The organism is Barnesiella sp. CU968, assembly GCF_905219685.1.
Taxonomy (GTDB): domain Bacteria; phylum Bacteroidota; class Bacteroidia; order Bacteroidales; family Muribaculaceae; genus Lepagella; species Lepagella muris_A.
Map to the genome: position 1 here is coordinate 1 of NZ_CAJMXD010000006.1, position 22801 is coordinate 22801.

At 47.5% G+C, this 22801-nt stretch carries 19 protein-coding genes and 1 other RNA gene; 16 read left to right on the forward strand and 4 right to left on the reverse strand.

What is annotated here, in order from left to right:
• The 11 genes from atpA to JX312_RS00585 form a co-directional block, all read left to right on the forward strand.
• On the forward strand, positions 1-1299 hold a 1299-nt coding region (gene atpA / locus JX312_RS00535; RefSeq protein WP_204456531.1), incomplete at its 5' end, for a F0F1 ATP synthase subunit alpha.
• Positions 1300-1325: 26 nt separating this feature from the next.
• On the forward strand, positions 1326-2213 hold the full coding sequence (gene atpG / locus JX312_RS00540; protein WP_123405099.1) for an ATP synthase F1 subunit gamma: 888 nt from the start codon (positions 1326-1328) through the stop codon (positions 2211-2213).
• 57 nt (positions 2214-2270) lie between these two features.
• On the forward strand, positions 2271-2789 hold the full coding sequence (locus JX312_RS00545; RefSeq protein ID WP_204456533.1) for an NADH-quinone oxidoreductase subunit I: 519 nt from the start codon (positions 2271-2273) through the stop codon (positions 2787-2789).
• A 46-nt stretch (positions 2790-2835) separates the two neighbouring features.
• Positions 2836-3363, forward strand: a complete 528-nt coding sequence (locus JX312_RS00550) for an NADH-quinone oxidoreductase subunit J (RefSeq protein WP_123405111.1) — start codon at positions 2836-2838, stop codon at positions 3361-3363.
• A gap of 6 nt (positions 3364-3369) precedes the next feature.
• Positions 3370-3681, forward strand: coding sequence for an NADH-quinone oxidoreductase subunit NuoK (gene nuoK / locus JX312_RS00555; RefSeq protein ID WP_239653745.1), 312 nt, complete (start codon positions 3370-3372; stop codon positions 3679-3681).
• A gap of 3 nt (positions 3682-3684) precedes the next feature.
• The gene (nuoL, locus tag JX312_RS00560; RefSeq protein ID WP_204456534.1) at positions 3685-5649 is read left to right on the forward strand and encodes an NADH-quinone oxidoreductase subunit L; all 1965 of its coding nucleotides are present in this window, start codon (positions 3685-3687) and stop codon (positions 5647-5649) included.
• Positions 5650-5685: 36 nt separating this feature from the next.
• The gene (locus JX312_RS00565) at positions 5686-7200 is read left to right on the forward strand and encodes a NuoM family protein (protein WP_204456536.1); all 1515 of its coding nucleotides are present in this window, start codon (positions 5686-5688) and stop codon (positions 7198-7200) included.
• 51 nt (positions 7201-7251) lie between these two features.
• Positions 7252-8694 (forward strand): NADH-quinone oxidoreductase subunit N, encoded by a 1443-nt coding sequence (locus tag JX312_RS00570; protein ID WP_123405119.1) that lies wholly within the window; start codon positions 7252-7254, stop codon positions 8692-8694.
• Positions 8695-9050: 356 nt separating this feature from the next.
• Positions 9051-11015: a glycogen debranching enzyme N-terminal domain-containing protein gene (locus JX312_RS00575; protein ID WP_204456537.1), complete on the forward strand. Its 1965-nt coding sequence runs from the start codon at positions 9051-9053 to the stop codon at positions 11013-11015.
• Between the two features lie 3 nt (positions 11016-11018).
• Complete coding sequence (locus tag JX312_RS00580; RefSeq protein WP_123405123.1) at positions 11019-12284, forward strand: glycosyltransferase family 4 protein; 1266 nt, start codon at positions 11019-11021, stop codon at positions 12282-12284.
• A gap of 36 nt (positions 12285-12320) precedes the next feature.
• Complete coding sequence (locus tag JX312_RS00585; RefSeq protein ID WP_204456539.1) at positions 12321-13751, forward strand: glycoside hydrolase family 57 protein; 1431 nt, start codon at positions 12321-12323, stop codon at positions 13749-13751.
• 116 nt (positions 13752-13867) lie between these two features.
• Here JX312_RS00585 and JX312_RS00590 read toward each other — a convergent pair whose 3' ends face one another.
• The 4 genes from JX312_RS00590 to JX312_RS00605 form a co-directional block, all read right to left on the reverse strand.
• On the reverse strand, positions 13868-15250 hold the full coding sequence (locus JX312_RS00590; protein ID WP_123405127.1) for a YhjD/YihY/BrkB family envelope integrity protein: 1383 nt from the start codon (positions 15248-15250) through the stop codon (positions 13868-13870).
• A 93-nt stretch (positions 15251-15343) separates the two neighbouring features.
• An RNA gene (rnpB, locus tag JX312_RS00595) (RNase P RNA component class A) lies at positions 15344-15713 on the reverse strand.
• Positions 15714-15741: 28 nt separating this feature from the next.
• On the reverse strand, positions 15742-16569 hold the full coding sequence (locus JX312_RS00600) for a DUF308 domain-containing protein (protein ID WP_123405129.1): 828 nt from the start codon (positions 16567-16569) through the stop codon (positions 15742-15744).
• Between the two features lie 131 nt (positions 16570-16700).
• A complete protein-coding gene (locus tag JX312_RS00605; RefSeq protein WP_123405131.1) occupies positions 16701-17312 on the reverse strand; it encodes an AAA family ATPase in 612 nt (203 codons plus the stop codon).
• Between the two features lie 62 nt (positions 17313-17374).
• Here JX312_RS00605 and JX312_RS00610 point away from each other — a divergent pair, with 62 nt between their 5' ends.
• From JX312_RS00610 to serB, 5 genes are all read left to right on the forward strand, one after another.
• Positions 17375-17749 carry a hypothetical protein gene (locus tag JX312_RS00610; protein WP_123405134.1) on the forward strand — a complete coding sequence of 125 codons (375 nt, stop codon included), beginning with the start codon at positions 17375-17377 and terminating at the stop codon, positions 17747-17749.
• A gap of 86 nt (positions 17750-17835) precedes the next feature.
• Positions 17836-18618, forward strand: a complete 783-nt coding sequence (locus JX312_RS00615) for a peptidylprolyl isomerase (RefSeq protein WP_239653747.1) — start codon at positions 17836-17838, stop codon at positions 18616-18618.
• A gap of 232 nt (positions 18619-18850) precedes the next feature.
• The gene (locus tag JX312_RS00620; protein WP_204456541.1) at positions 18851-20701 is read left to right on the forward strand and encodes a DUF349 domain-containing protein; all 1851 of its coding nucleotides are present in this window, start codon (positions 18851-18853) and stop codon (positions 20699-20701) included.
• Between the two features lie 140 nt (positions 20702-20841).
• Entirely contained in the window at positions 20842-21477 is a 636-nt protein-coding gene (locus tag JX312_RS00625) for a tetratricopeptide repeat protein (RefSeq protein WP_204456543.1), read from the forward strand.
• Between the two features lie 17 nt (positions 21478-21494).
• Entirely contained in the window at positions 21495-22721 is a 1227-nt protein-coding gene (serB, locus tag JX312_RS00630; RefSeq protein ID WP_204456545.1) for a phosphoserine phosphatase SerB, read from the forward strand.
• Positions 22722-22801 lie beyond the last annotated feature (80 nt).

Here is a 22801-nt window from a genome sequence, read left to right on the forward strand (position 1 = left end):
ATTCAGGTTGGCGAGGGGCTTCTCGGGCGCGTCATCAACATGCTCGGCGAGCCTATCGACGGCAAGGGGCCTATCGAGGGTAAACTCATACCGCTTCCACTTGAGCGCAAGGCGCCGGGCGTAATTTTCCGCCAGCCGGTTGTGCAGCCCTTGCAGACCGGTATCAAGGCAGTCGACTCAATGATTCCAATCGGTCGTGGTCAGCGTGAGCTTATCATCGGTGACCGTCAGGTCGGTAAAACTGCAATAGCCATTGATACGATAATCAATCAGAAGGAGAATTACGAGGCAGGCAAGCCGGTGTATTGCATATATGTGGCAATCGGTCAGAAAGCATCTACGGTTGCTGCGATTGTCAACACGCTTACCAAATATGGAGCGATGCCTTATACAGTGGTCGTTGCCGCCAATGCGTCCGATTCTGCTTCCATGCGTTATTACGCTCCATTTGCAGGAGTGGCAATCGGAGAGTACTTCCGTGATTCAGGAAGAGACGCGCTTATCGTATATGACGACCTTTCGAAGCAGGCTGTGGCATATCGCGAGATTTCCCTAATTCTCAAACGTCCGTCCGGACGTGAGGCATATCCCGGTGATATTTTCTATCTTCATTCACGTCTTCTTGAGCGCGCCGCAAAAATTATCGGTGACCAGAAAGTGGTGGAGAACATGAATGACCTGCCCGATGTCATGAAGCCTATAGTTAAAGGTGGCGGCTCGCTTACTGCACTTCCTATCATCGAGACTCAGGCAGGTGACGTTTCTGCATATATTCCTACCAATGTGATTTCAATCACCGATGGTCAGATATTCCTTGAGACCGCGTTGTTCAACCAGGGTATCCGCCCGGCGATCAACGTGGGTATTTCAGTGTCTCGTGTGGGTGGTAACGCACAGGTCAAGGCGATGAAGAAAGTGGCAGGTACACTGAAGATCGCGCAGGCACAGTATCGCGAGCTTGAATCGTTCACAAAATTCGGCGGCGATGTGGATCCTGTTACAGCCAAGGTCATCGATACAGGCCGTAAGAACCAGCAGCTTCTTATACAGCCTCAGTATCATCCATGGCGTGTAGAGAACGAGATTGCCGTAATTTTCTGTGGTGTAAACGGGCTTCTTGAGAATGTGCCTATCGAGAAAGTGGGAATATTCCAGGAGCAGCTTCTCCAGATGCTTCAGATGAAATATCAGAAAGAGGTGCTTGACGAACTTCGTCAGGGCAAGCTTACAGATGAGGTCTCCGAAAAGCTCACAAGATGTGCGAAAGAGGTTGCCGATTCTTTAAGTGCGGTAAAATAATCCTCTAACCTTATAACAATCATTTAATGGCAACCCTTAAGGAATTAAAAATACGCATCGGTTCCGTAGCGTCAAGTGAAAAGATCACCGGCGCCATGAAGATGATCTCGTCTGCGAAAGTGCATAAGGAGGAGCAGAGTCTGCGCCGTCTGAAGCCCTTTAAAGACCAGATAAAATCAATCATGGGACATATATTGTCGACCGGAGAGAATTTCAATTCTCCTCTTATCGAGACAAGAGATGTGAAGCGTGCCGGAATAGTGGTGTATGGATCTGACGACGGTCTGTGCGGTGCATACAACATCAACATTTTCAAAGGTCTTCTGATTGAGATTGATCGTCTCAGGCAGGAATATGGCAGAGAACTCCATGTTGAGTTGTATCCCGTAGGCAAGAAGATGTCCAAGGCTGTCCGTCATCTTGAAGACGATCTTTTGGAAGTGAAGGTTTTCGAAAGCGTGGATTCAAAGATGCCGGGCGAAGTCGTGACCGGGTTTACAAAAAAGCTCCGCGACGCATTCCTTGCAGGCGAGCTTGATATAGTGGAGACTGTCTATATGAATTTCCGATCCATGAGCCGTCAGACTCTGACCACAGAGCAGCTTTTCCCTGTGACCGAGAAGATGCTCACATCCGGTGCGGAAGGAGAAGAAGACAACAGACTCTATATTTTCGAGCCTGATGCAAACAGCATCTTCAATGAGGTGTTGCCAATGTTTGTGATGTCGACGATGCAGGAAATCACCGTTCAGAACCGCGCCTCCGAGCAGGCAGCGCGTGTAATGGCGATGCAGAGCGCGAACGACAATGCAAAAAAACTCTTTGACGAGCTTCAGCTTGAATACAACAAGCTTCGTCAGCAGAGCATCACCACCGAACTTCTCGACATTCTTGGAGGTCAGGTGGAAAGATAACCGATTCAGAATACGATATTAATTAAACTCATAAAAAGAACCAACCTAAAAAGCTACATGGGCAGTATAAAAGAATATTTCTCGTCAGTGGGGCAGGGGGTAAAGAGTCTGCTTGTGGGAATGGGAGTTACTGGCAAAGAATTTGTGACACCCAAAATCACGGAGCAGTATCCGGAAAACAGGAAGACATTGCATATTTCAGAGCGTTTCCGGGCTGAGCTTACCTTGAAATATGATGCCGAGGGGCGTCACCGCTGTATCGCCTGCGGAATCTGCCAGATGAATTGTCCTAACGGAACAATCAGTCTGACCACAAAGATGGTAGAGCTTCCCGATGGCAAGAAGAAGCGTAAACTCGACAAGTATACGTATGATCTGGGCAGTTGCACATTCTGCATGCTCTGTGTCACCACATGTCCTCAGGACGCATTGGAATTTTCCAATGATTTCGAGCAGGCTGTATTCACACGCGACGCTCTTGTCAAACAGCTGAACTATCGTCCGGAGCCGGCGGATCCGGTACCCGCACCAAAACCGGCACCTGCAACGGCAGATGCACCCGCAGCTGAGAAATAGCAGCCGGACAACGACAATAACCATAGAATTAAAAATTTCACAATAAATGGATTCAGTAGCAAATATAATTTTGTATTTCGTGGTGGCCATATGCATGACCGTATTTTCGGTTATGGCTGTCACGTCGCGCAGAATACTCCGTGCTGCCACGTATCTGCTGTTTGTGCTTATCAGCACATCGGTGATATATTTCCAGCTCGGCTACGAGTTTCTCGGTGCCGTGCAGATCGCAGTCTACGCGGGGGGTATAATGGTGCTGTTCGTGTTTGCGATTCTTCTGACCCGCAAACCGGGCGACATGTCTGCCCCTCTTGAGTCACATCGCCGTGCACTCGGAATATCTATCTCCGTAGCCGGATGTGTTCTTCTGCTGCTTGCTCTCTTCTACATGCCTCTACTCAACGGAGTGTCGCTTATCGAGGCGATAAACTCGGGAAACCGGATTACGATGCATGACATCGGCGTAGCTTTCACAGGTACATCCCGATTCCAGTATCTCCTGCCATTTGAGGCTGTCAGTGTTTTATTACTTGCATGTATCATCGGCGGCGTTGTAGTTGCCCGTAAAAGATAGACAGATATGGATTTAAGCATGTTATGGTATCTTGTGCCGAGCGTCATTATGTTTGCCGCCGGCGTCTACGGGTTCGTGACCCGCAAGAATATGATCGCGCTGCTGATTTCATTGGAGCTGATGCTCAATTCGGCTGATTTGAATTTTGTGGTTTTCAACCGTTTTCTTTTCCCGGGTTCCATGGAAGGAATGGTTTTCACTCTCTTCGCCATCGCCATTGCCGCAGCTGAAACAGCCATCGCCATCGCGATTATCGTGAATATCTATCGTGCCGTGGGTAACACGGATATCAACAGTGTTAAAAAAATGAAATACTAAGATATGGACATTACACTTCCAATTTTGATTCTGGCTCTGCCGTTCACAATGTTCCTTATCTTGGGAATAGGCGGTGTCAAGATGTCGCGCAAGCTTGCAGGTGTTTTAGGTATCTGCGGCAACGGCGCGTTGCTTGCAATGGCTTATACTGTGGCGTTCACGTATTTCTTCAGCGGAAATCCTGAATTTATAGCCGATGGTATCCGCCAGCAGGTTCAGCTTTTTGATGTGACGTGGCTTGCGTTTACAGAACGCATGGTCGTGAACATAGGTTTCCTTCTGGATCCTATCAGTGCCATGATGCTCATTGTCATCACCACAATTTCTTTTATGGTTCACCTCTACAGCTGGGGATATATGGAGCATGAGCCGGGATTCCAGCGTTATTACGCTTTCCTTTCGCTCTTCACATTCTCCATGCTCGGACTTGTAGTCGCAACCAACATTTTCCAGATGTACATTTTCTGGGAGCTTGTGGGTGTGTCTTCCTACCTTCTCATAGGATTCTTCTACAAACTTCCGTCAGCTGTCTCGGCATCGAAGAAAGCGTTTATCGTTACCCGTTTTGCCGACCTCTTCATGTTGATCGGCATACTGGTTCTTTCATATTTTGTTGCCCAGACTCCGGCAGACGGACCTCTTGGCGGCGCATCGGCGTTCAACTTCCTCATGCTCAATTCAGAGTCCTCGAATGTGCTCGCTTCAACCATAGGTGCTACATTCCTCGGCGGTTCAGTGCTTACCTGGGCGATGATTCTCATTTTCGTGGGAGGTATGGGTAAGTCGGCAATGATGCCTTTGCATATCTGGCTTCCCGATGCAATGGAAGGTCCGACACCTGTGTCTGCGCTTATTCACGCAGCGACCATGGTCGTGGCGGGTGTTTATCTTGTGGCGCGTTTCTTCCCGCTTTATCTTATCGTTCCCGACTCGTTGACATTCATCACTGTAGTAGGTGCGATAACAGCATTCTACGCGGCGGTCGTTGCATGTTGCCAGATTGACATCAAGCGTATTCTCGCGTTCTCCACAATATCTCAGATCGCATTCATGATGGTTTCACTCGGTGTCGCAAGACCTGAGCTCCATGACGGTCTCGGCTACATGGCATCGATGTTCCATCTCTTCACTCATGCGATGTTCAAGGCTCTCCTTTTCCTTGGAGCCGGTGCCCTCATACATGCCGTGCATTCGAACAATTACACCGAGATGGGCGGCATGCGCAAATATATGCCGATCACTCACTGGACATTCCTCATCGGATGTCTTGCTATCGCAGGTATTTTCCCGCTCTCCGGATTCTGGTCGAAAGACGAGATGTTGTCGGCAATGTATGCCAACAACTGGATATGGGGTGCATGGATGACAATGGTTGCCGGTCTGACCGCATTCTACATGTTCCGCATGTATTTCCGCGTGTTCTGGTGGGAGGAGAATCCCCATTATAAGGAGCATCGTCCTCACGATGCGCCGTGGCAGATGTCACTTCCGCTGATATTCCTCGCTATTGTAAGCGTATTCTCTGGTCTGATTCCATTCGGCGAGTTTGTTACATGGAACCGCGAGCCATATCATATTCACATTGAAATGCAGGTGGCTGTCACAAGTATCGTTGTGGCTCTGATAGCAATTGCATTCGCAGGCTGGTTGTATCTGAAGAAGAATGACAAACCCGCACGCATGAAAGCGGCTCTTCCCGGACTCTGGACTGCTGCCAACCGCCGTTTCTATTGGGATGAGATCTACATGTTCGTGACCCATAAGATCATATTCAACGGCATCTGCAAGGCTATAGCATGGTTCGACCGTCACATCATTGACGGCACTATGGATGCCCTCGCAGCGATGACCCAGTTCTTCTCTGTCAGAATCAAAGGAATGCAGAACGGAAGCGTTCAGACTTACGTGCTCTGGTATTTCTTCGGCGCAGTGCTTCTGGCGGTCATCACATGGATCTGTTTATTATAATTAACTTCATATCGCATTGCAAATATCAATTAAATCATGTTTGGAAATATCTTAATCTGGTTTGTAATAGTCCCGGTCATCATGATGGCAGGATTGGCATGTTGCGGCAATAGCAATATGAAGGCAATCCGCACGGTGATGGTCGCAGGATCGACAGTGCTGCTGGCAATGGCAATCTGGCTTGTCGTGGACTTCCTCGCCTTACGCGCAGGCGGCGACACATCCGAGATGCTCTATACTGGCAGCTGGATGTGGTATGCACCGCTCAATATCCATCTTGCGGTAGGTGTAGACGGCATCTCCGTATTGATGCTTCTTCTTTCGGCAATAATCGTTTTCGCGGGCACATTCGCGTCGTGGAAAATCGACCCGCTGCCCATGAACTTCTTCCTCTGGTTCTGTCTTCTTTCAACCGGTGTGTTCGGCTTCTTTATCTCTATCGACATGTTCACGATGTTCATGTTCTATGAGGTCGCTCTCATACCGATGTATCTCCTTATCGGAGTGTGGGGAACGGGACGCAAGGAATATTCGGCTATGAAGCTTACGCTCATGCTCATGGGAGGCTCCGCATTCCTTATGCTCGGTCTTCTCGGTATTTTCTGGCACAGTGCGCCAGAAGGAGGCGAGCTTACATGGAATATACTTGAGATCTCACATAACTCGGCAATTGATCCGAGTTGGCAGCGTCTCCTCTTCTGTTTCACATTCGTAGGTTTCGGTGTGCTTGGCGCTATGTTCCCCTTCCACACCTGGAGTCCCGACGGTCACGCCTGCGCGCCGACAGCAGTGTCGATGCTTCATGCCGGCGTGCTTATGAAGCTCGGTGGTTACGGCTGTTTCCGCATTGCCATATTCCTTTGTCCCCAGGCAGCGCAGGAACTTGCGTGGATCTTCATCATCCTTACGGGTATCANCGTAGTGTATGGAGCTTTCTCCGCATGCGTTCAGACAGACCTCAAATATATCAATGCATATTCGTCAGTGTCACACTGCGGTATGGTGCTTTTCGCAATCCTTATGCTTAACACCACCGCAATGACCGGAGGTATACTTCAGATGCTTTCACACGGTCTGATGACGGCACTTTTCTTTGCCCTTATCGGTATGATTTACGGAAGGACACACACACGCGACATACGCGAGATGGGAGGTCTTATGAAAATCATGCCATATCTGGGAGTCTGCTATATGATCGCCGGTTTCGCATCACTCGGTCTGCCGGGTATGTCCGGTTTCGTAGCCGAGATGACGATTTTCTTCGGTGCGTTCGAAAACGATGACATGTTCCACCGTATTTTCGTAATCGCCGCCACAACGTCGATCGTCATAACAGCAGTCTATATCCTCAGGGTAGTCGGCAAGCTTGTTCTCGGTCCCGTGCACGACGAGCATCATCTCAAGCTTACTGACGCCAGCTGGTGGGAACGACTGTCGACCGTGACACTCATAGTGTGTCTGGCGGGAATAGGTTTCTTCCCCAACTGGATAAACGAGACAATCCAACATAGTTTTGCTCCGATAATCAATGCGCTTCAGAACGCGCTTTGACAAAGTGAATATGCAAAACTTTTAGAAACAGAGTAAAGCACAACAATAAAAATGGATTATTCACAATTTGGGGCAATGTTGCCCGAACTAATAATTCTGGGTCTTTTCCTGGTAGTGTTTCTTTTCGACACATTTTCGGGAGATGGCGCAAAGCGCATCCTCACGCCCTTGACGACAGTGCTGTTCGGTCTGGCAACCGTAGCCATATGGATCATACCGTCGTGCGATATGGAGGTGTTCGGCGGCATGTATGTCAACGACACAGCATGCAAAGCCATGAAAGCGATTCTGAATGTCGGAGTGTTTATCGTTTTCCTGCAGTCTGCAAAGTGGGTAGAGAGTGACGAGGTGGCAATCCGCAAGGGTGAGTTCTATGAACTTCTACTCGTTACGCTCTTCGGAATGTATCTTATGATTTCCGCCCGTCATTTCCTTCTCTTCATAATCGGACTTGAGTCGGCGTCACTTCCGCTCGCGGCACTCGTAGCTTTCAATAAGAAGCATTACGAGAGCCATGAGGCAGCGGCAAAATACATTCTGACAGCAGTGTTCTCATCAGCGATTCTATTGATGGGTCTGTCGTTTGTCTATGCATTCTCAGGCGGTTCACTTTATTTCGATGATATTCGGAACAATGTGATTGCGGGAGAATACAGCGGACTTCTGATAGCGGCAATCGCCTTCATGATAGCAGGTATCGGTTTCAAGCTTTCGCTTGTTCCCTTCCATCTCTGGACTGCCGATGTTTACCAAGGCGCGCCGACAGCCATCACCAGTTATCTCTCGGTAATTTCAAAAGGTGCGGCAGCTTTCGCGTTCTTCGTTATTTTCGTTCATGCGTTCGGTCAGCTTTTCGAACACATGTGGGAATGGATGATGTATGGTGTCATCATTGCCACAATAACTGTAGGTAACCTGTTCGCGATCCGCCAGAAGAACATGAAGCGCTTCATGGCGTTCTCATCAATCTCGCAGGCTGGATACATCATGCTCGGCGTAATGGCGGGAGGTATCGGTCTTGCATCTATGATGTTCTATATTCTTGTGTATATTGTCAGCAACCTTGGCGCGTTTGCCGTAATCTCAAGCATCGAGAACAACACAGGCAAGCTTTCAATGGATGATTATGACGGTCTGCACAAAACGAACCCCTGGCTTTCGTTCGCGATGACACTGGCAATGTTCTCACTTGCCGGTATTCCTCCTTTCGCAGGATTCTTCAGCAAGATACTTATCTTCACCGCAGTAACGTCTACCGGCTCAATGGCTCTTTATATGCTCGTCCTGATAGCGTTGATCAACACAATCATCTCGCTTTATTATTATCTGTTGGTTGTCAAGGCAATCTGGATAAAGCCCGGCGAGGCTAAAGTCGAAAGCTTCAAGAGCGCAATCGGTGAGAAGCTTGCATTGTGGATCTGCGTTGCAGGTATTATATTTGCGGGACTTGTGCCGTATGTATATGAATACTGCTACAAGGCGGTTCTCGGATAAGACATCTTCCAAATTCCCGGATATTTCTGACCCGGGGATCAAAGGTTTAAAAAAATCAGAGACACAGCGCGTCATTACGCGCTGTGTCTCTGATTTTTTTAATAAGAATTGCGTGGGTGGTGAAAATTAAGCGAAATGTGTAAAAAATGTTGTACGTTGTGAAATTATATTATTAAACATACAAACGTTGCTTGCAATTGTTGAAAGTATGAAGTAACTTTGTGGAATAACGGTACAAATGTTTTTATACGATATTGTTTTTTTATCACCCTGGCATTACCCTCCTCGGCTTCGATGATAACTATAGTGTAAAATAACTGGAGTGAAAATTATAACCCGCATAATCAATTTATGTCATGAGCTATCTTAAGTTTGACAAGAACCTGATGATCAATCTGGAGCAGAGTCTTCCCAAAGAGATGCTACGCACCAATAAGTCGGGGGCTTATCACTGCACGACCATCGTAGGTTGCAACACGCGCAAGCAGCATGGTCTTCTCGTGATACCGATTCCGGAGATGGACGACAAGGCGCATGTGCTGTTGTCATCTCTCGATGAGTCGGTAATCCAGCACGGAGCCTCCTTCAATCTTGGGCTACATCAGTATGGTGACAATGTTTTCAGTCCCAACGGTCACAAATACATCCGCGAGTTCAATTGCGAGAATGTCCCTGTAATGACATTCCGCGTGGGAGGTGTTGTGCTGACAAAAGAGAAAGTGTTTATCTCGCATGAGAACCGCATACTCATAAAATATACCCTCGTGGAGGCTCATTCGCCAACGACGTTGCGTTTCCGCCCAATGCTTGCTTTCCGCAATGCGAATGATCTTTGTGTTGAGAATGATGCGATCAACAAGGATGTCAGACTGACACACAACGGAGTCTCAACGTGTCTTTACAGCGGTTATCCTGAATTGTTCATGCAGTTCAGCAAGCCTGTCGAGTGGATCAACGAGGGGCACTGGTATAAAGGAATAGAATATACAAAAGATAAAGTCAGGGGGATTCCCTATAAGGAGGATCTCTGGGTGCCCGGATATTTCGAATTGCCTATAAAGAAAGGGGAATCGATTATTTTTTCTGCGTCTACGTATGAATGTGTCCCCAAGAAATTCGAGAAGACATATGACGGAGAACTGACAACGCGCACATGCCGCACAAGCTTCTTCAATTGTCTTAAAAATTCAGCCAAACAGTTTTATCTCAAAAAAGACAGCGGCACATATATCATGGCAGGCTATCCCTGGTATAATGTCCGTGCCCGTGATGAGTTGATCTCTCTTCCCGGCTGCACTCTCGCCATAAACCATGAAGAAGATTATTTCGAGATACTTGACACATTCCTCAGCGCATTGTTCCGGTTCATAGACAAGGGTGAGAAAGATCCGACAATAGGTGAGATCGATCTTCCCGACATACCGTTGTGGACCATATGGGCGATACAGCAATTTCGTCGTCACACGGATTCGAATGAATGTCGCAAGCGTTATGGAGCATCGGTGCGTCGTCTTGTAGAGGATATCAGGAGTGAGAAAATTCGCAATCTTAAGCTCAACCATAACGGACTTGTGTCATCAAACGGGCAGAACACGCCTGTGACATGGCTTTCAGCATCGATCAACGGTCAGCCGATAATTCCACGTACAGGATATATACTTGAATTTAACGCACTTTGGTATAATGCAGTGAAATTTCTGATTTCTCTGTATGAAAACGAAAAGGGAGAAGAGGCTTATGTGGCATCGCTTGCGTCGCTTGCGGAAAAAATAAAACTTTCGTTTCTGGATACATTCCTGAACGATTACGGTTATCTGTATGATTATGTCAACGGCAGTTACACCGACCTCCAAGTGCGTCCGAATCTCGCGATAGCAATCGGTCTGGAATATTCGCCGCTTGACCGCCGCCAGCGCAAAGGAGTTCTTGACCTGTGCACGCGCGAGTTGCTAACCCCAAAAGGATTGCGCTCGCTGAGTCCCAAAAGCTTCGCCTATAATCCTACATATGTAGGCAATCCGACAGAGCGTGAATATGCGGTTCATCTCGGTCCGGCGCGTCCATGGCTTTTCGGATTCTATGCAGATGCCTATTTCAAGGTTTTCGGACTGTCGGGTCTTTCATTTATCGAAAGAATGCTTATTGGATATGAGGATGAAATGACCGAAGGCTGCATCGGTTCTCTTTCGGAGATGTATGACGGCAATCCTCCCTATACGGGTCGCGGAGCCGTGAGCACGGCAAAAAACGTGGGTGAGATTCTGCGAACGATAAAGACCGTGAAACAAATGACAAAACTTCTAACCGCTCAAAGTGAATAACAGATGAAAGCATTAATGTTTGGATGGGAGTTTCCACCCCATATCCTTGGAGGATTGGGAACAGCAAGCTATGGTCTGACAAAGGGCATGCATGCCAACGGCGATATGGAGATTTCCTTCGTTATTCCCAAGCCCTGGGGCGATGAAGAGAAAGGTTTCGCCAATATAATAGGAGCGTGCAACACCCCCGTCGCCTGGCGTGATGTGAACTGGGACTATGTTCAGGGGCGCATAGGCAATGTTATGTATCCCCAGATGTATTTTGATCTGCGAGACCATATTTATGCCGATTTCAATTATATGCGTCTCAATGATCTCGGTTGCATCGAGTTCTCAGGCCGCTATCCTGACAATATCCTCGAAGAGATCAACAATTATTCGATAGTTGCCGGAGTGATTGCGCGCACGGTCCCCTGCGATGTGATTCATTCTCATGACTGGCTCACTTATCCGGCGGGAATACATGCCAAAAACGTTACCGGCAAACCTCTGGTGATACATGTGCATGCATCGGAATTCGACCGTTCCAGGGGGAAGCCGAATCCTACGGTGTTCGGGATAGAGAAAGACGGCATGAATAACGCCGACCATATCATAACGGTTTCGGATCTGACCCGCAGAACGGTTATAGACAAATATGGCATTGATCCGGCGAAAGTCACTACTGTCCACAACGCGGTCATCCCGCTCAGCGATGAACTTCTTAATCTGAAACGCCGTGAAGGTAAAGACAAGGTGATTACTTTCCTCGGTCGCATCACGATGCAGAAAGGACCTGAATATTTCGTGGAGGCTGCCGCCAAGGTGCTTCAGAAAAACAAGAAGGTGCGGTTTGTGATGGCAGGCGGAGGCGACATGGAAGCGGCAATGATCCGTCTTGCCGCCAAGAGGAATATAGCAGACAGATTCCATTTTACCGGATTTCTGCGCGGAAAGGATGTATATCAGATGTTTCGCGATTCCGATGTCTATGTGATGCCTTCGGTGTCCGAGCCGTTCGGTATATCGCCGCTTGAGGCGATGGAAATGGGGGTGCCATCCATAATTTCCAAGCAGAGCGGCTGCGCCGAGATTCTCGACAATGTGATCAAGACGGATTACTGGGATATCGATGCTATGGCAGACGCGATGCATGCGCTGGTATCCTACCCTGCGCTACACAGCGAACTGCGTGACAAAGGTATCGAGGAGATACATCAGATCACATGGGAAAAAGCGGGTAAGAAAGTTATTGATATTTACAATCAGGTTATAGCTTCGCGGAGATAGTCAACATCAAAGAATTTACCAATAAAAATAAAAAAGATGAAGTCAGTTTGCTTCTATTTCAAGATACATCAGCCATATCGTCTGAAACGTTATAGATTTTTCGATATTGGCAACGACCATTATTATTACGATGATTTTGCCGATGACGAGATTATCACCCGTGTCGCGCAGAATTCATATATACCTATGGCAGACACTCTGCTTGACATGATTCAACAAAGCAACAGGGAGTTTAAGTTTGCGATAAGCATATCTGGCACAGCAATCGAGCAATTACAGATGTATGTGCCTGAATATATCGATAAACTTCGACAGCTTTCGGAAACCGGATGTGTGGAATTTTTGTCGGGCACCTATTCGCATTCGCTCGCTTCTCTTGAGGATCCGGAGGAATTCATGCGTGAGGTAAAGGCTCATGACGACCTTATATATCGTCTTTTCGGACAGAAACCCAAGGTGTTCGCCAACACTGAACTTATCTATGATGACGAGATTGCCATGATGGTTGCGTCAATGGGTTTCAAGACAACACTGACCGATGGCGCCAAGCATATTCTTGGCTGGAAATCTCCGAATTATTTGTACCGTGCATGCACGGCGCCTGATCTCAAGCTACTTCTTACCAACGATAAACTTGCAGATGATATCTCTATGAACTTCAACAATCCGGAATGGGATGAGTATCCGTTGACCGCCGACAAGTATGTCAACTGGATAGCGTCTCTTCCGGAAGAGGAGCAGGTGGTGAACCTGTTGATGAGCATGGATACATTCGGTTCGTTTCTTCCTGCCGGCACCGGTATCTTCGAGTTCATGAAGGCACTTCCGATGTTCGGCAAGGAGAAAGGAATACAGTTCACCACACCTTCGGAGGCTGTGGCGAAGCTTAAGCCGGTAGACGAGCTTTCTATTCCTTATCCTATTTCCGGTATTGACGAGGCTCGCGATGTTTCGGCATGGAAAGGTAACGAATTGCAGAGAGAGGCATTGCGCAAGCTCTATGCCGTAGCCGAGAGGGTTAGTCTTTGCCAGGATCGTCGTCTTAAACAGGATTGGGAATATCTGCAGAGCAGTGACCATTTCTATTACATGAGCACTAAGAATATGGCGGATGGCGCATCTCATGCCGCCTTCAGTCCATATGACTCGCCGTTTGCCGCATTTACCAATTATATGAATGTGCTTGCCGACTTCCTTGTTCGTGTAGAAGAGCAATATCCTGAATCTATAGATAATGAAGAGCTTAATTCCCTTCTGCTCACAATCCGCAATCAGGCTGATGAGATTACCTCACTCAAAAAGGAAGTGACCTCGTTTCGCACGGATATGGAGAATCGTGAAGAGAATCTGATTGAGGTGGAAGAGAAACCGGTGAAGAAAGCCCCCGCCAAAAAGACTGCTGCCAATAAAGCAGCAGTAAAAAAAGCAACAGCCGGAAAGTCAGCTGTAGCCAAAGAAAAGAAATAACAGTACGATATTTATAGATACAGATTGAACGGGAGACAGCAGTTTCGCTNTCTCCCGTTCAATCTGTATCTATAAATGATATGGCTGAACACCATCCCTTGGTTTTTCTTAGCTACTTATCTGATTTTCATAAGGTTTTGTTTTATAAGTTCGGGAGACGGTATCGGCAGGTCTCTGACCAGCACAGTCGAGTATTCTTCATAACATTTTTCGCGCAGAGGGAGAATGATTGCAAACAGACGTGAATAAAGTTTGCGGATGTCGGGGATAAAGTCCTGCTGTCCTTCGGAATTATATGCTTTAAGGAAGTCCGCGACAGTGAAATCCTGCAGCTCGACAGCCGGCGACTCACCGAACTCACCCTCTTTGATCTTAACTGAATACAGCAGTCCGGCGGCATGAAGTTTCTCTGTTATTCTTGAAACGATTCTTATGGGCAGATTGTATGAATTGGCAATGTCTGTATGTGAAATGGGTTTTCGGCGCTCAATAAACCTTTGCGCCACAACCGTCATTACAATCAGGGCTACGGAGTGCCACCCGTCAAGAGAAAGATTCTCTGCGTTGCCGTTGAAATTGAAAGTGAAAACATTCTGCAGAGAGTATGTAAGCATGCATCCGCAGAGCAAGAGCAGCCATGAAAGCTGAAGCCATATCATGAAAAGAGGAAGAAATGCAAACGAGCCGTAAATTGCATTGTATTTCGACACGTATATCTGACCGTTTACAAATAGAAGCTGGAGGATAGTGAATGCTATTGCACATATTGCTCCCGATATCGTGGCATATTTGAAATTGACTTTCGTGTTGGGAATCAGCATGAAAGACAGTGAGAATGCAACCCAGCAGAGTATAAGAGGAGTTGCCTCAAGAGCTATGTTTACAAAAGGGGTCAGAAACGGGAGGTTGAGTTTGTCCTGAATTGTGGTGGACATGAATATGGAGACTCCGGAAGAACATATCATAAGAACCGGAATAATAAGACAAATTGCAATGTAGTCCGTGATTTTCTGATAAAGTGAACGTTCGCGTTTTATGTCCCAGATTGTGTTGAACGCAGTCTCTATGTGTGACAAAAGCGAAATCACTGTCCAAAGAAGGAATACAATCCCAATTCCGACAAACATTCCTTGTGAAGCCTGATTCAGATAAGAGTCTACAAACGACAAAGCTGTCGAGACTGCTTTCTGCTGCGATGGCAACATATTGTAAAGTTCATTCTGCAGATAGTCTTGCAGTCCGAATCCGCGTCCTATGGCTACAAACAGCGCTATTGCCGGCACAATCGCCAGTACAGTCGAATATGTCAGAGCCATGGAGCGGTTCTGCAGGTTACGATCCATAAAGGAATTTACGGCAAGATTCAAGGTGCGGATGATTCTTATCTTTATTGTTTGCCTGGGATCGTTCCAGACGCCTGTCATGCAGTAGTCAACGGCACCTTTTACCTTCGTATATGCAGTGGCGATGAAATCTTTTGTCTTGTCGATTATGCCCATTTTTTCTTAAATTAATGTGCTTCCCATTATCATATGCTTACAAACGGAAATGGAGTCTACGGCAGCCGAGTGCCGAAGACTCCATTCGAAAGGATTGACAGAGATGATATAAGCCGGGTTATGTGCCTGCACACGAAGTGCCGGTGTCTGTCATTTATCTAAGCCGGCCGGTTTCCCGACGGCTTCAGCAGCCTACCCCCCGGCAATGGACGAGCAATCCTTAGCTGCCGGTATATTTGGCCTTGCAACTCGCGGGATGTGCGGCCTCCGCTGTCGCCAACGGAGCCGGTGGGCTCTTACCCCACCTTTTCACCCTTGCCGCAACAGGCGGCGGTTGTTTTCTGTCACATGTCGCCCCGACGTCGCCGCCGGCTTCCCGTTAGGAAACGCGATGCTCTGTGTTGCCCGGACTTTCCTCCTGACATCCGGTAAACGGATGCCCGGCGACAGACCTCATTTCTGTCTTATTCTATAACGGAGTCTTATATATCTTATTTTGTTTCCTCAATTGTTTTTTTCTCTTCTTTTTCTCCGGATTCTCCGGAGCTTTCAGATTCAGCCGCCGGAACTGAAGACCCGGCTTCTTTCTGCTGAGTTTCTTCGACTGCTTTTCGAGCCGCTTCCTCATTCCTGAGTGCTGCCTCGCTGTTGGCTTTTGCCTGTTCCAGTCTCTGTTTTGCTTCGCGCGCTTCCTCTTTGACGGCTTTTTTCTGTTCCTTGGCGAGTCGGCGTGTTTCTTTCTCTATGTCTGAGACGGTTTTCTTGCGGCGTGGCAGACTCGCGAATCCGTTTATCGCCAATATAATGAAAGCAGCTCCAGCCACAATGCTTCCTAACGAGTGTTCTCTGCCTGGATTCTGGAAGTCAGTCTCCATAAAAATAATCCAAACTCCTGCCGCAACGGTGAGAATCGGGATGATATAGAGCCAGACAGGCGCGCCATTGATGCGTCGTCCCTTCACGATCCATACAATCTGTGCCAATGATACAATAATCAGCGAAACGCCTAACGAGATGTTGAGATTACCAAGAAATCCCGATGGCATGCACAAAAGAAGAATGCCCCACACCAGTGCTATAACCCCCATGATGGTAGAGAACCACGGACGACTTACAACGACTCCGTTCGAATCGCGGCGCGGACGCAGAGAAGCGATAAGGAAGCATATGCCCGGGATCACAAATGCAACTCCGGCTCCCATGATGACATAACGCAATACGGGGCGCGTCTCCTCCATTGCCTGATGGTTAAAGACAAGAAGGCATACACCTGCTACAAGTGCTATGAGATAAACCAATGCGTATATAATTTTCCTCATAATATATAGTTTTTGAAATTATACAGTCCCTGGAATCTGAAATCAATGAAGACTTCAGTTCTGATATTAAAAGGAATTAAAAAGTGAAAAGGTTTATTAGCAGGGCGGTTTTTTTAACAGAGGTTTTCTTGTCAATCTCGTCTGACGGCTTTGAGAATTATGGGAAGAATAGAATCAAGCGGGAGTCGTGCTGAATTGAAAGTCAGATCGTAATTGTCGGCTTTGCCCCAGTGGCGGTTAGTGAAATAGTTGTAATAGCTTTCACGTTCGCGGTCACATTTGCGCAGTTTTTCCAATGCTTCATCGTCAGACACCGCCTCGCCTCTTTCCACCACCGCTCTGGCGCGGAGTTCCTCAGGAGCATGGATAAAGACGCTAAGCATTCCGGGATGATCTCGCATCACATAGTCTGCCGTGCGGCCTACTATCACGCAGGAACCTTTTTCACAGATAGATCTGATTACCTTGCATTGGGCGCAATATAGATTGTCATCGGAAAGTGTGTACGAACTGAATGCTGCAGAAGTCGAACCGTAATTGAATGAAAGGAATGATCTTAATACAGAAGGTTTCCTCTCGTCCGCTTTTTGGAAAAGCTCTTTTGAAAAACCGAGAGAGTCTGCCGCTTCGGAAAGAAGTTCCTTGTCATAATAAGGCACATCAAGCACTTCGGCAAGTTTCTTGCCAAGTCTCCTTCCTCCGGCGCCATATTGGCGACCAATGACAATTATAAAATCATTCATGTGGCAAATTTACAAAAAAAATTCGTAAATTTGCCATATCAATGAATACAACACATAAATAAATGAGTTCGGAAGATATGATCAACACCCCCGAAGAAGAGGGTATGCAGATATATGAATATATCGTAGACAATGCCGAATCTGAATCTCTTCAGATGGGCGACATGGTTATGAAACTGCGCAATGCAGACACAACCGGTCAGTTCCTGTGCAGCACCGCCAGGTATCTTGCCGCCGTGGACCGAGAGCGTTTTGACAGGTGGATAGCACCGTTGGTGGAGGGTGCCATAGAGAAAGACCGAGACCGCAGGTATATCGGTTCGTTGCTTGAGGCTCTCTGGGGTGCCGACTATATGGAAAGGGCAGAAGAACTTAAAGCAAGCGATGACAATTTTCGCCGCATATACAAAAGAATTTATTCGGAAGGGGCTCTCTGAAGTCTGGATTTCCCATAAACTTTTGCCGGAAAAATTGTTATATAAGCATGAAAAAGATAATTTATACATTGTTAATGTTTATGGCTATGGCAACAGCTACAGCTCAGAAACCTGCGGAACTCCCCGCAGGTCCGGTGGTTGATATAAAAACCTCAGTGGGCGACATCAAGGTTAAACTTTATGATGACACCCCCAGGCATCGTGACAATTTTCTGAAACTGGTAAAAGACGGCTATTACAATGGCGTTCTTTTCCACAGAGTGATAAAAGACTTTATGGTACAGACCGGCGATCCCGGCTCCGTGAATGCGGATTCCACAGCTATGCTCGGCATCGGCGGTCCCGATTATCAGATAGATGCAGAGATACTGTATCCGAAACATTATCACAAATACGGGGCGTTGGCTGCCGCACGCACCGGAGACGACATGAATCCAGAGCGCAAGAGCAGCGGCTCACAGTTCTATATAGTGACCGGACGCAAATATGATGACCATCATATCGACGGTATGGCTTATCGTCAGACCATGGACAAGCGTCAGGCATATTTCCGCGAGCTTTGTCGTAAGAATGATTCAAAAATCCGCGAGTTGATGAATTCCGGCGACAAGGAAGCGCAGGAGGCTCTCCGCATGGAACTCATCAAGGAGACCGAGGCTGCTGTTCCCGAAGAATCGATGCCTGAAAACATCCGTGCCGATTATAAGAACATTGGTGGCACTCCTCATCTAGACGGTGCATATACCGTTTTCGGCGAGGTAATAAGCGGCATGGATACTGTGGAGAAAATCCAGAATGCGCCGACCGGACGCGCCGATCGTCCAAAAGAGGATATACGGATCATTTCGATGAAGATAGTGAAAAAATAAGTCAGGACGAGTTCAAGCTCTAAATTCGATGAAGCATTGATTAAGCTCTCGAATGGAGACAAACGGTAAAAAAATGCGCCAAATATACGCTTTTATTTTGCTAAGTTAAATTAAATCCGTATATTTGGCGTTGATTTTTACACTGCCTTTCCCAAGGTGGTGAAGAGTCGTGATAAATATGCCTGTTGCCGCAGAGCGGCGGCAGTAATGCAAAGACAATAACAATATTGATATGAACGAGCTTGAAAAGACAGTTCCCGCAGAAGAACTGGTCAACCCCACTCCCTCCGAAACGTGTGCAGTAGAGACTTCTCCGGCAGAAGATATTTCCGAGGCGGCAGACCGCATGGAAAATGAATCGGCAGAAGAGACTCCGGTTAATTATCATAACATGGGCAAAGCTGAGCTTAACGAAGCGATGCGCTCGATATTGGCTGAAAACCGTATGGATGCCCACAGGGAGGTGACAGCCATCAAGCAGGCGTTTTTCAATATCCGCAGCCGCGAGTCGATGGAGGAGGTCAACGCTTTTGTAGAGGCGGGTAATGATCCCCGTGATTTTTCTTCTGTTCCCGATGCGGAAGAATCTGAATTCAAGACGATGTATGCCGAATTCAAAGAGAAACGTGCGGCTTATCTTGCCGCAGAGGAGGCACGCCGTCAGGAGAATCTCAATAAAAAGCAGGCGATCCTCGACCGTATTCGTGAAATTGCGGAAGACATCGATAACGTAAATGTGAAATTCAGCGAATTCCAGCAGCTCCAGCAGGATTTCAAGGCAGTCAAGGATATTCCGGCTACTGCTGAAACCGAGATCTGGAAGAATTTCCAGACAGTAGTGGAGCAATATTACGACCATCTCAAGATGAACAAGGAGCTTCGCGATCTTGATTTCAAGAAAAACCTTGAGGCAAAGAAAGCCCTTGTGGAGGAAGCCCGCAGACTTGAGGCTCAGAGCGATCCGGTAGCTGCGTTCCGCTCGTTGCAGTCGCTGCATGACGAATGGCGTAATATCGGTCCTGTGGCAAAGGAATTGCGAGAGAGCCTCTGGGAGGAGTTTAAAGAGGCTTCGACAGTAATCAACAGGCGTCATCAGGAATATTTCGAGCAGCGCAAGGCATCCGAACTTGCCAACGAAGAGGCTAAGACCAGACTTTGCGACGAGATAGAGGCAATTGATCTTGCAACACTCAATTCTTTCAATGCCTGGACAGCAGCGACAGAGAAGGTGATCGAACTTCAGAAAAAATGGAAGGAATACGGATTTGCCTCGAAAAAAGCCAATACAGCGCTTTATGCGAGATTCCGCAAGGCGTGTGATGATTTCTTCGCCGGCAAAACTGAATATTTCCAGAAGACAAAAGATGAATTCAATGCGAATCTTGAGAAAAAGACAGCTCTTTGCGAGAAGGCAGAGGCATTGAAAGATTCCGGCGACATCCGCAAGGCAGCCAATGAGGTCGTGAAACTTCAGGCGGAATGGAAAAAGATAGGAAGTGTGCCGCGCAAACAGAGTGATGCTATCTGGCAGCGTTTCCAGACAGCGTGCAACTATTTCTTCGATGAACGTAAAAAACTCAATTCCGCAAAACGTGACGAGGAGAACGCGAATCTCGAGGCAAAGTGTGCGGTGATAGCAAAACTCAAAGAGCTGCCTCTTGACGGAGACCGCCGTGAGGTTATAGGACAGGTCAAGGAGCTGCAGTGGGAATGGCAGAAAATCGGTTTTGTGCCATTCAAGCTCAAAGACAAGGTCTATGCGGAATACCGGGAAGTCTGCGATGCTCTTTACGGAGCGTATGAGGCACGTGAGAACAAGGCAAGGATGTCTAATTTCCGTGAGCGTGTGAGTGAGCTTAAGGATGGCGGTCATAAACTTGACCGCGAGCGTGACAAACTCCTGCGTGCCTATGAGAGCCGTAAAGCGGAACTCAAGACCATAGAGAATAACATGGGCTTCTTCAACGTCAAGAGCTCTGCAGGCAACTCGATGGTAAAAGAGATGGAAAACAAGATCAAGCGTCTGAAAGAAGATATGGCTCAGATTGAACAGAAAATCGCCATTCTTGATGCTGAAGCCTGACAACATGGCGAGAGTCTCAATCAGATAAAACCGCAAGGAAAAAGAAAGGACGCGCGTATTCGTGCGTCCTTTCTTTACGTGACAATCTGCAAAACAATCGCATTCTTCGACAAAACATCAGACAGTTTTGTTATTCTATCATGAAGACAAAATTATTCAGGATTCTTACATATGTTTTCTGCTTCTGCGTGACTGCCGCATATGCGGGGGAGGAGGCTGAAATCATAAGTGGAAGTGACTTCCCGTTTTATATCAAAGAAGCCGAAGCTGGCGATGCTGAGGCGATGCGTCGTGCGGCAGTGTGTTATCAGACAGGCGCAGGTGTTGAAAAAGATTTGCGGAAAGCCTGGGAATGGTATGGCAAAGCCGCAGCAGAGGGCAATACCGAGGCTCAGTATGACATAGGCACTCTTTATCGAGATGCGATAGGCACTGCGCAGAATTACAGAGAAGCGGCGTATTGGTTTCGTAAAGCTGCCTCCAACGGGCATTCGAAGGCGATGATAAATATCGCCCGACAGTTTGCCGAGGGGAAGGGAGTGCTTCAGGATTACCGCATAGCCGCCGAGAATTACTGGCGAGCCGCAGAGCGTGGTGAGGAAGAGGGTGCCTATCAGTTTGCGGTGATGTTGCGCGATGGTATCGGAGTGAAGAAAGATCTTACGCGTGCGTTGAAATATTTCAGGCAGGCGGCAAAATCGGATTACAAGGATTCGGCTCTGCAGGCACGCAGGCTTGAATCGGACGGAATCAGGGGAAATGACAGAAAGCACTAATTAAAATTACTCGGAATATGGCGAATCAGAGAGAACTTATACTTATAAATATTTCAGGACCAGACAAAAGCGGAATAACAGCGGAACTCACCGGGATTCTGGCGCGTTATGACGCGGATATACTTGACATAGGTCAGGCAGACATACATCATACCCTTTCGCTGGGCATATTGTTCAAGACCGACAGCCATCGCAGCGGAGAGATTCTTAAAGAACTGCTTTTCAAGACAAATGACCTGAATGTGAAGGTCTCATTCAATATCATCAGTGAGCAGGAATACGACAGCTGGGTCTCGCGGCAGGGTAAGAACCGGTATATCGTGACCATTCTCGGAAGGAAGATCACTGCAAGGCAGATCTCTTCCGTATCGGGGATTATAGCAGAGCAGGGTCTGAATATCGAGACAATCACCCGTCTCACAGGTCGTATGCCTCTTGATGAAAGAGAACAGCCTGCGGCTAAAGGCTGTGTCGAGTTTTCCGTGCGAGGCAATATAAACGACAAGGAAAAGATGCAGAGTGATTTCATGCGTCTTGCGTGTGAACTGAATTTCGATATCTCCATGCAGGAAGACACGATGTATCGCCGGAGCCGTCGGCTCATCTGCTTCGATATGGATTCGACCCTTATAAAGACCGAAGTGATAGATGAACTTGCAGACCGCGCCGGAGTCGGCGAGGAAGTGAGACGTATCACGGAATCCGCCATGCGTGGAGAGATTGATTTCAAAGAGAGTTTCACTCGGCGCGTGAAACTGCTCAAAGGGCTTGATGTGTCTGTGATGAAAGAGATAGCGGAAAATCTGCCGATTACCGAAGGCGTCGAGCGACTTATGGAGGTGCTCAAGCGTTCAGGATATAAGACTGCTATTCTCTCCGGAGGTTTTACTTATTTCGGCAATTACCTTAAGCAACGTTTCGGGTTCGATTATGTATATGCCAACGAACTTGAGATAGGTGAGGACGGCAGACTTACCGGAAACTATGTGGGAGATATAGTTGACGGTCAGCGTAAGCGAGAACTGCTCAGACTGCTGGCGCAGGTAGAGAATATAAACATAGCTCAGACCATAGCTGTAGGAGACGGAGCCAACGACCTTCCGATGCTTTCGGAGGCGGGTCTGGGCATTGCCTTCCACGCCAAGCCTAAAGTGAAAGCCGAGGCACAGCAGAGTATTTCTACGATCGGTATTGACGGAGTTCTCTATTTCCTCGGTTTTAAGGATTCCTATATAAAAGACTGAAACTGAACTCGTCTTGACTTATTTACGAAAGTTAAAATAATGATATTGTTAATTCTTTTCTCAACCTCAGCGGATCTTTC

Excerpts from the sequence above, each read along its gene's own strand:
- nuoL (WP_204456534.1), top strand. The coding sequence starts at position 3,685 with ATGGACATTACACTTCCAATTTTGATTCTGGCTCTGCCGTTCACAATG.
- JX312_RS00610 (WP_123405134.1), top strand. The coding sequence starts at position 17,375 with ATGAGTTCGGAAGATATGATCAACACCCCCGAAGAAGAGGGTATGCAG.
- JX312_RS00625 (WP_204456543.1), top strand. The coding sequence starts at position 20,842 with ATGAAGACAAAATTATTCAGGATTCTTACATATGTTTTCTGCTTCTGC.
- JX312_RS00545 (WP_204456533.1), top strand. The coding sequence starts at position 2,271 with ATGGGCAGTATAAAAGAATATTTCTCGTCAGTGGGGCAGGGGGTAAAG.
- JX312_RS00585 (WP_204456539.1), top strand. The coding sequence starts at position 12,321 with ATGAAGTCAGTTTGCTTCTATTTCAAGATACATCAGCCATATCGTCTG.
- atpG (WP_123405099.1), top strand. The coding sequence starts at position 1,326 with ATGGCAACCCTTAAGGAATTAAAAATACGCATCGGTTCCGTAGCGTCA.
- JX312_RS00550 (WP_123405111.1), top strand. The coding sequence starts at position 2,836 with ATGGATTCAGTAGCAAATATAATTTTGTATTTCGTGGTGGCCATATGC.
- serB (WP_204456545.1), top strand. The coding sequence starts at position 21,495 with ATGGCGAATCAGAGAGAACTTATACTTATAAATATTTCAGGACCAGAC.
- JX312_RS00575 (WP_204456537.1), top strand. The coding sequence starts at position 9,051 with ATGAGCTATCTTAAGTTTGACAAGAACCTGATGATCAATCTGGAGCAG.
- JX312_RS00590 (WP_123405127.1), bottom strand. The coding sequence starts at position 15,250 with ATGGGCATAATCGACAAGACAAAAGATTTCATCGCCACTGCATATACG.
- nuoK (WP_239653745.1), top strand. The coding sequence starts at position 3,370 with ATGGATTTAAGCATGTTATGGTATCTTGTGCCGAGCGTCATTATGTTT.
- JX312_RS00615 (WP_239653747.1), top strand. The coding sequence starts at position 17,836 with ATGGCAACAGCTACAGCTCAGAAACCTGCGGAACTCCCCGCAGGTCCG.
- JX312_RS00580 (WP_123405123.1), top strand. The coding sequence starts at position 11,019 with ATGAAAGCATTAATGTTTGGATGGGAGTTTCCACCCCATATCCTTGGA.
- JX312_RS00605 (WP_123405131.1), bottom strand. The coding sequence starts at position 17,312 with ATGAATGATTTTATAATTGTCATTGGTCGCCAATATGGCGCCGGAGGA.
- JX312_RS00600 (WP_123405129.1), bottom strand. The coding sequence starts at position 16,569 with ATGAGGAAAATTATATACGCATTGGTTTATCTCATAGCACTTGTAGCA.
- JX312_RS00620 (WP_204456541.1), top strand. The coding sequence starts at position 18,851 with ATGAACGAGCTTGAAAAGACAGTTCCCGCAGAAGAACTGGTCAACCCC.
- JX312_RS00570 (WP_123405119.1), top strand. The coding sequence starts at position 7,252 with ATGGATTATTCACAATTTGGGGCAATGTTGCCCGAACTAATAATTCTG.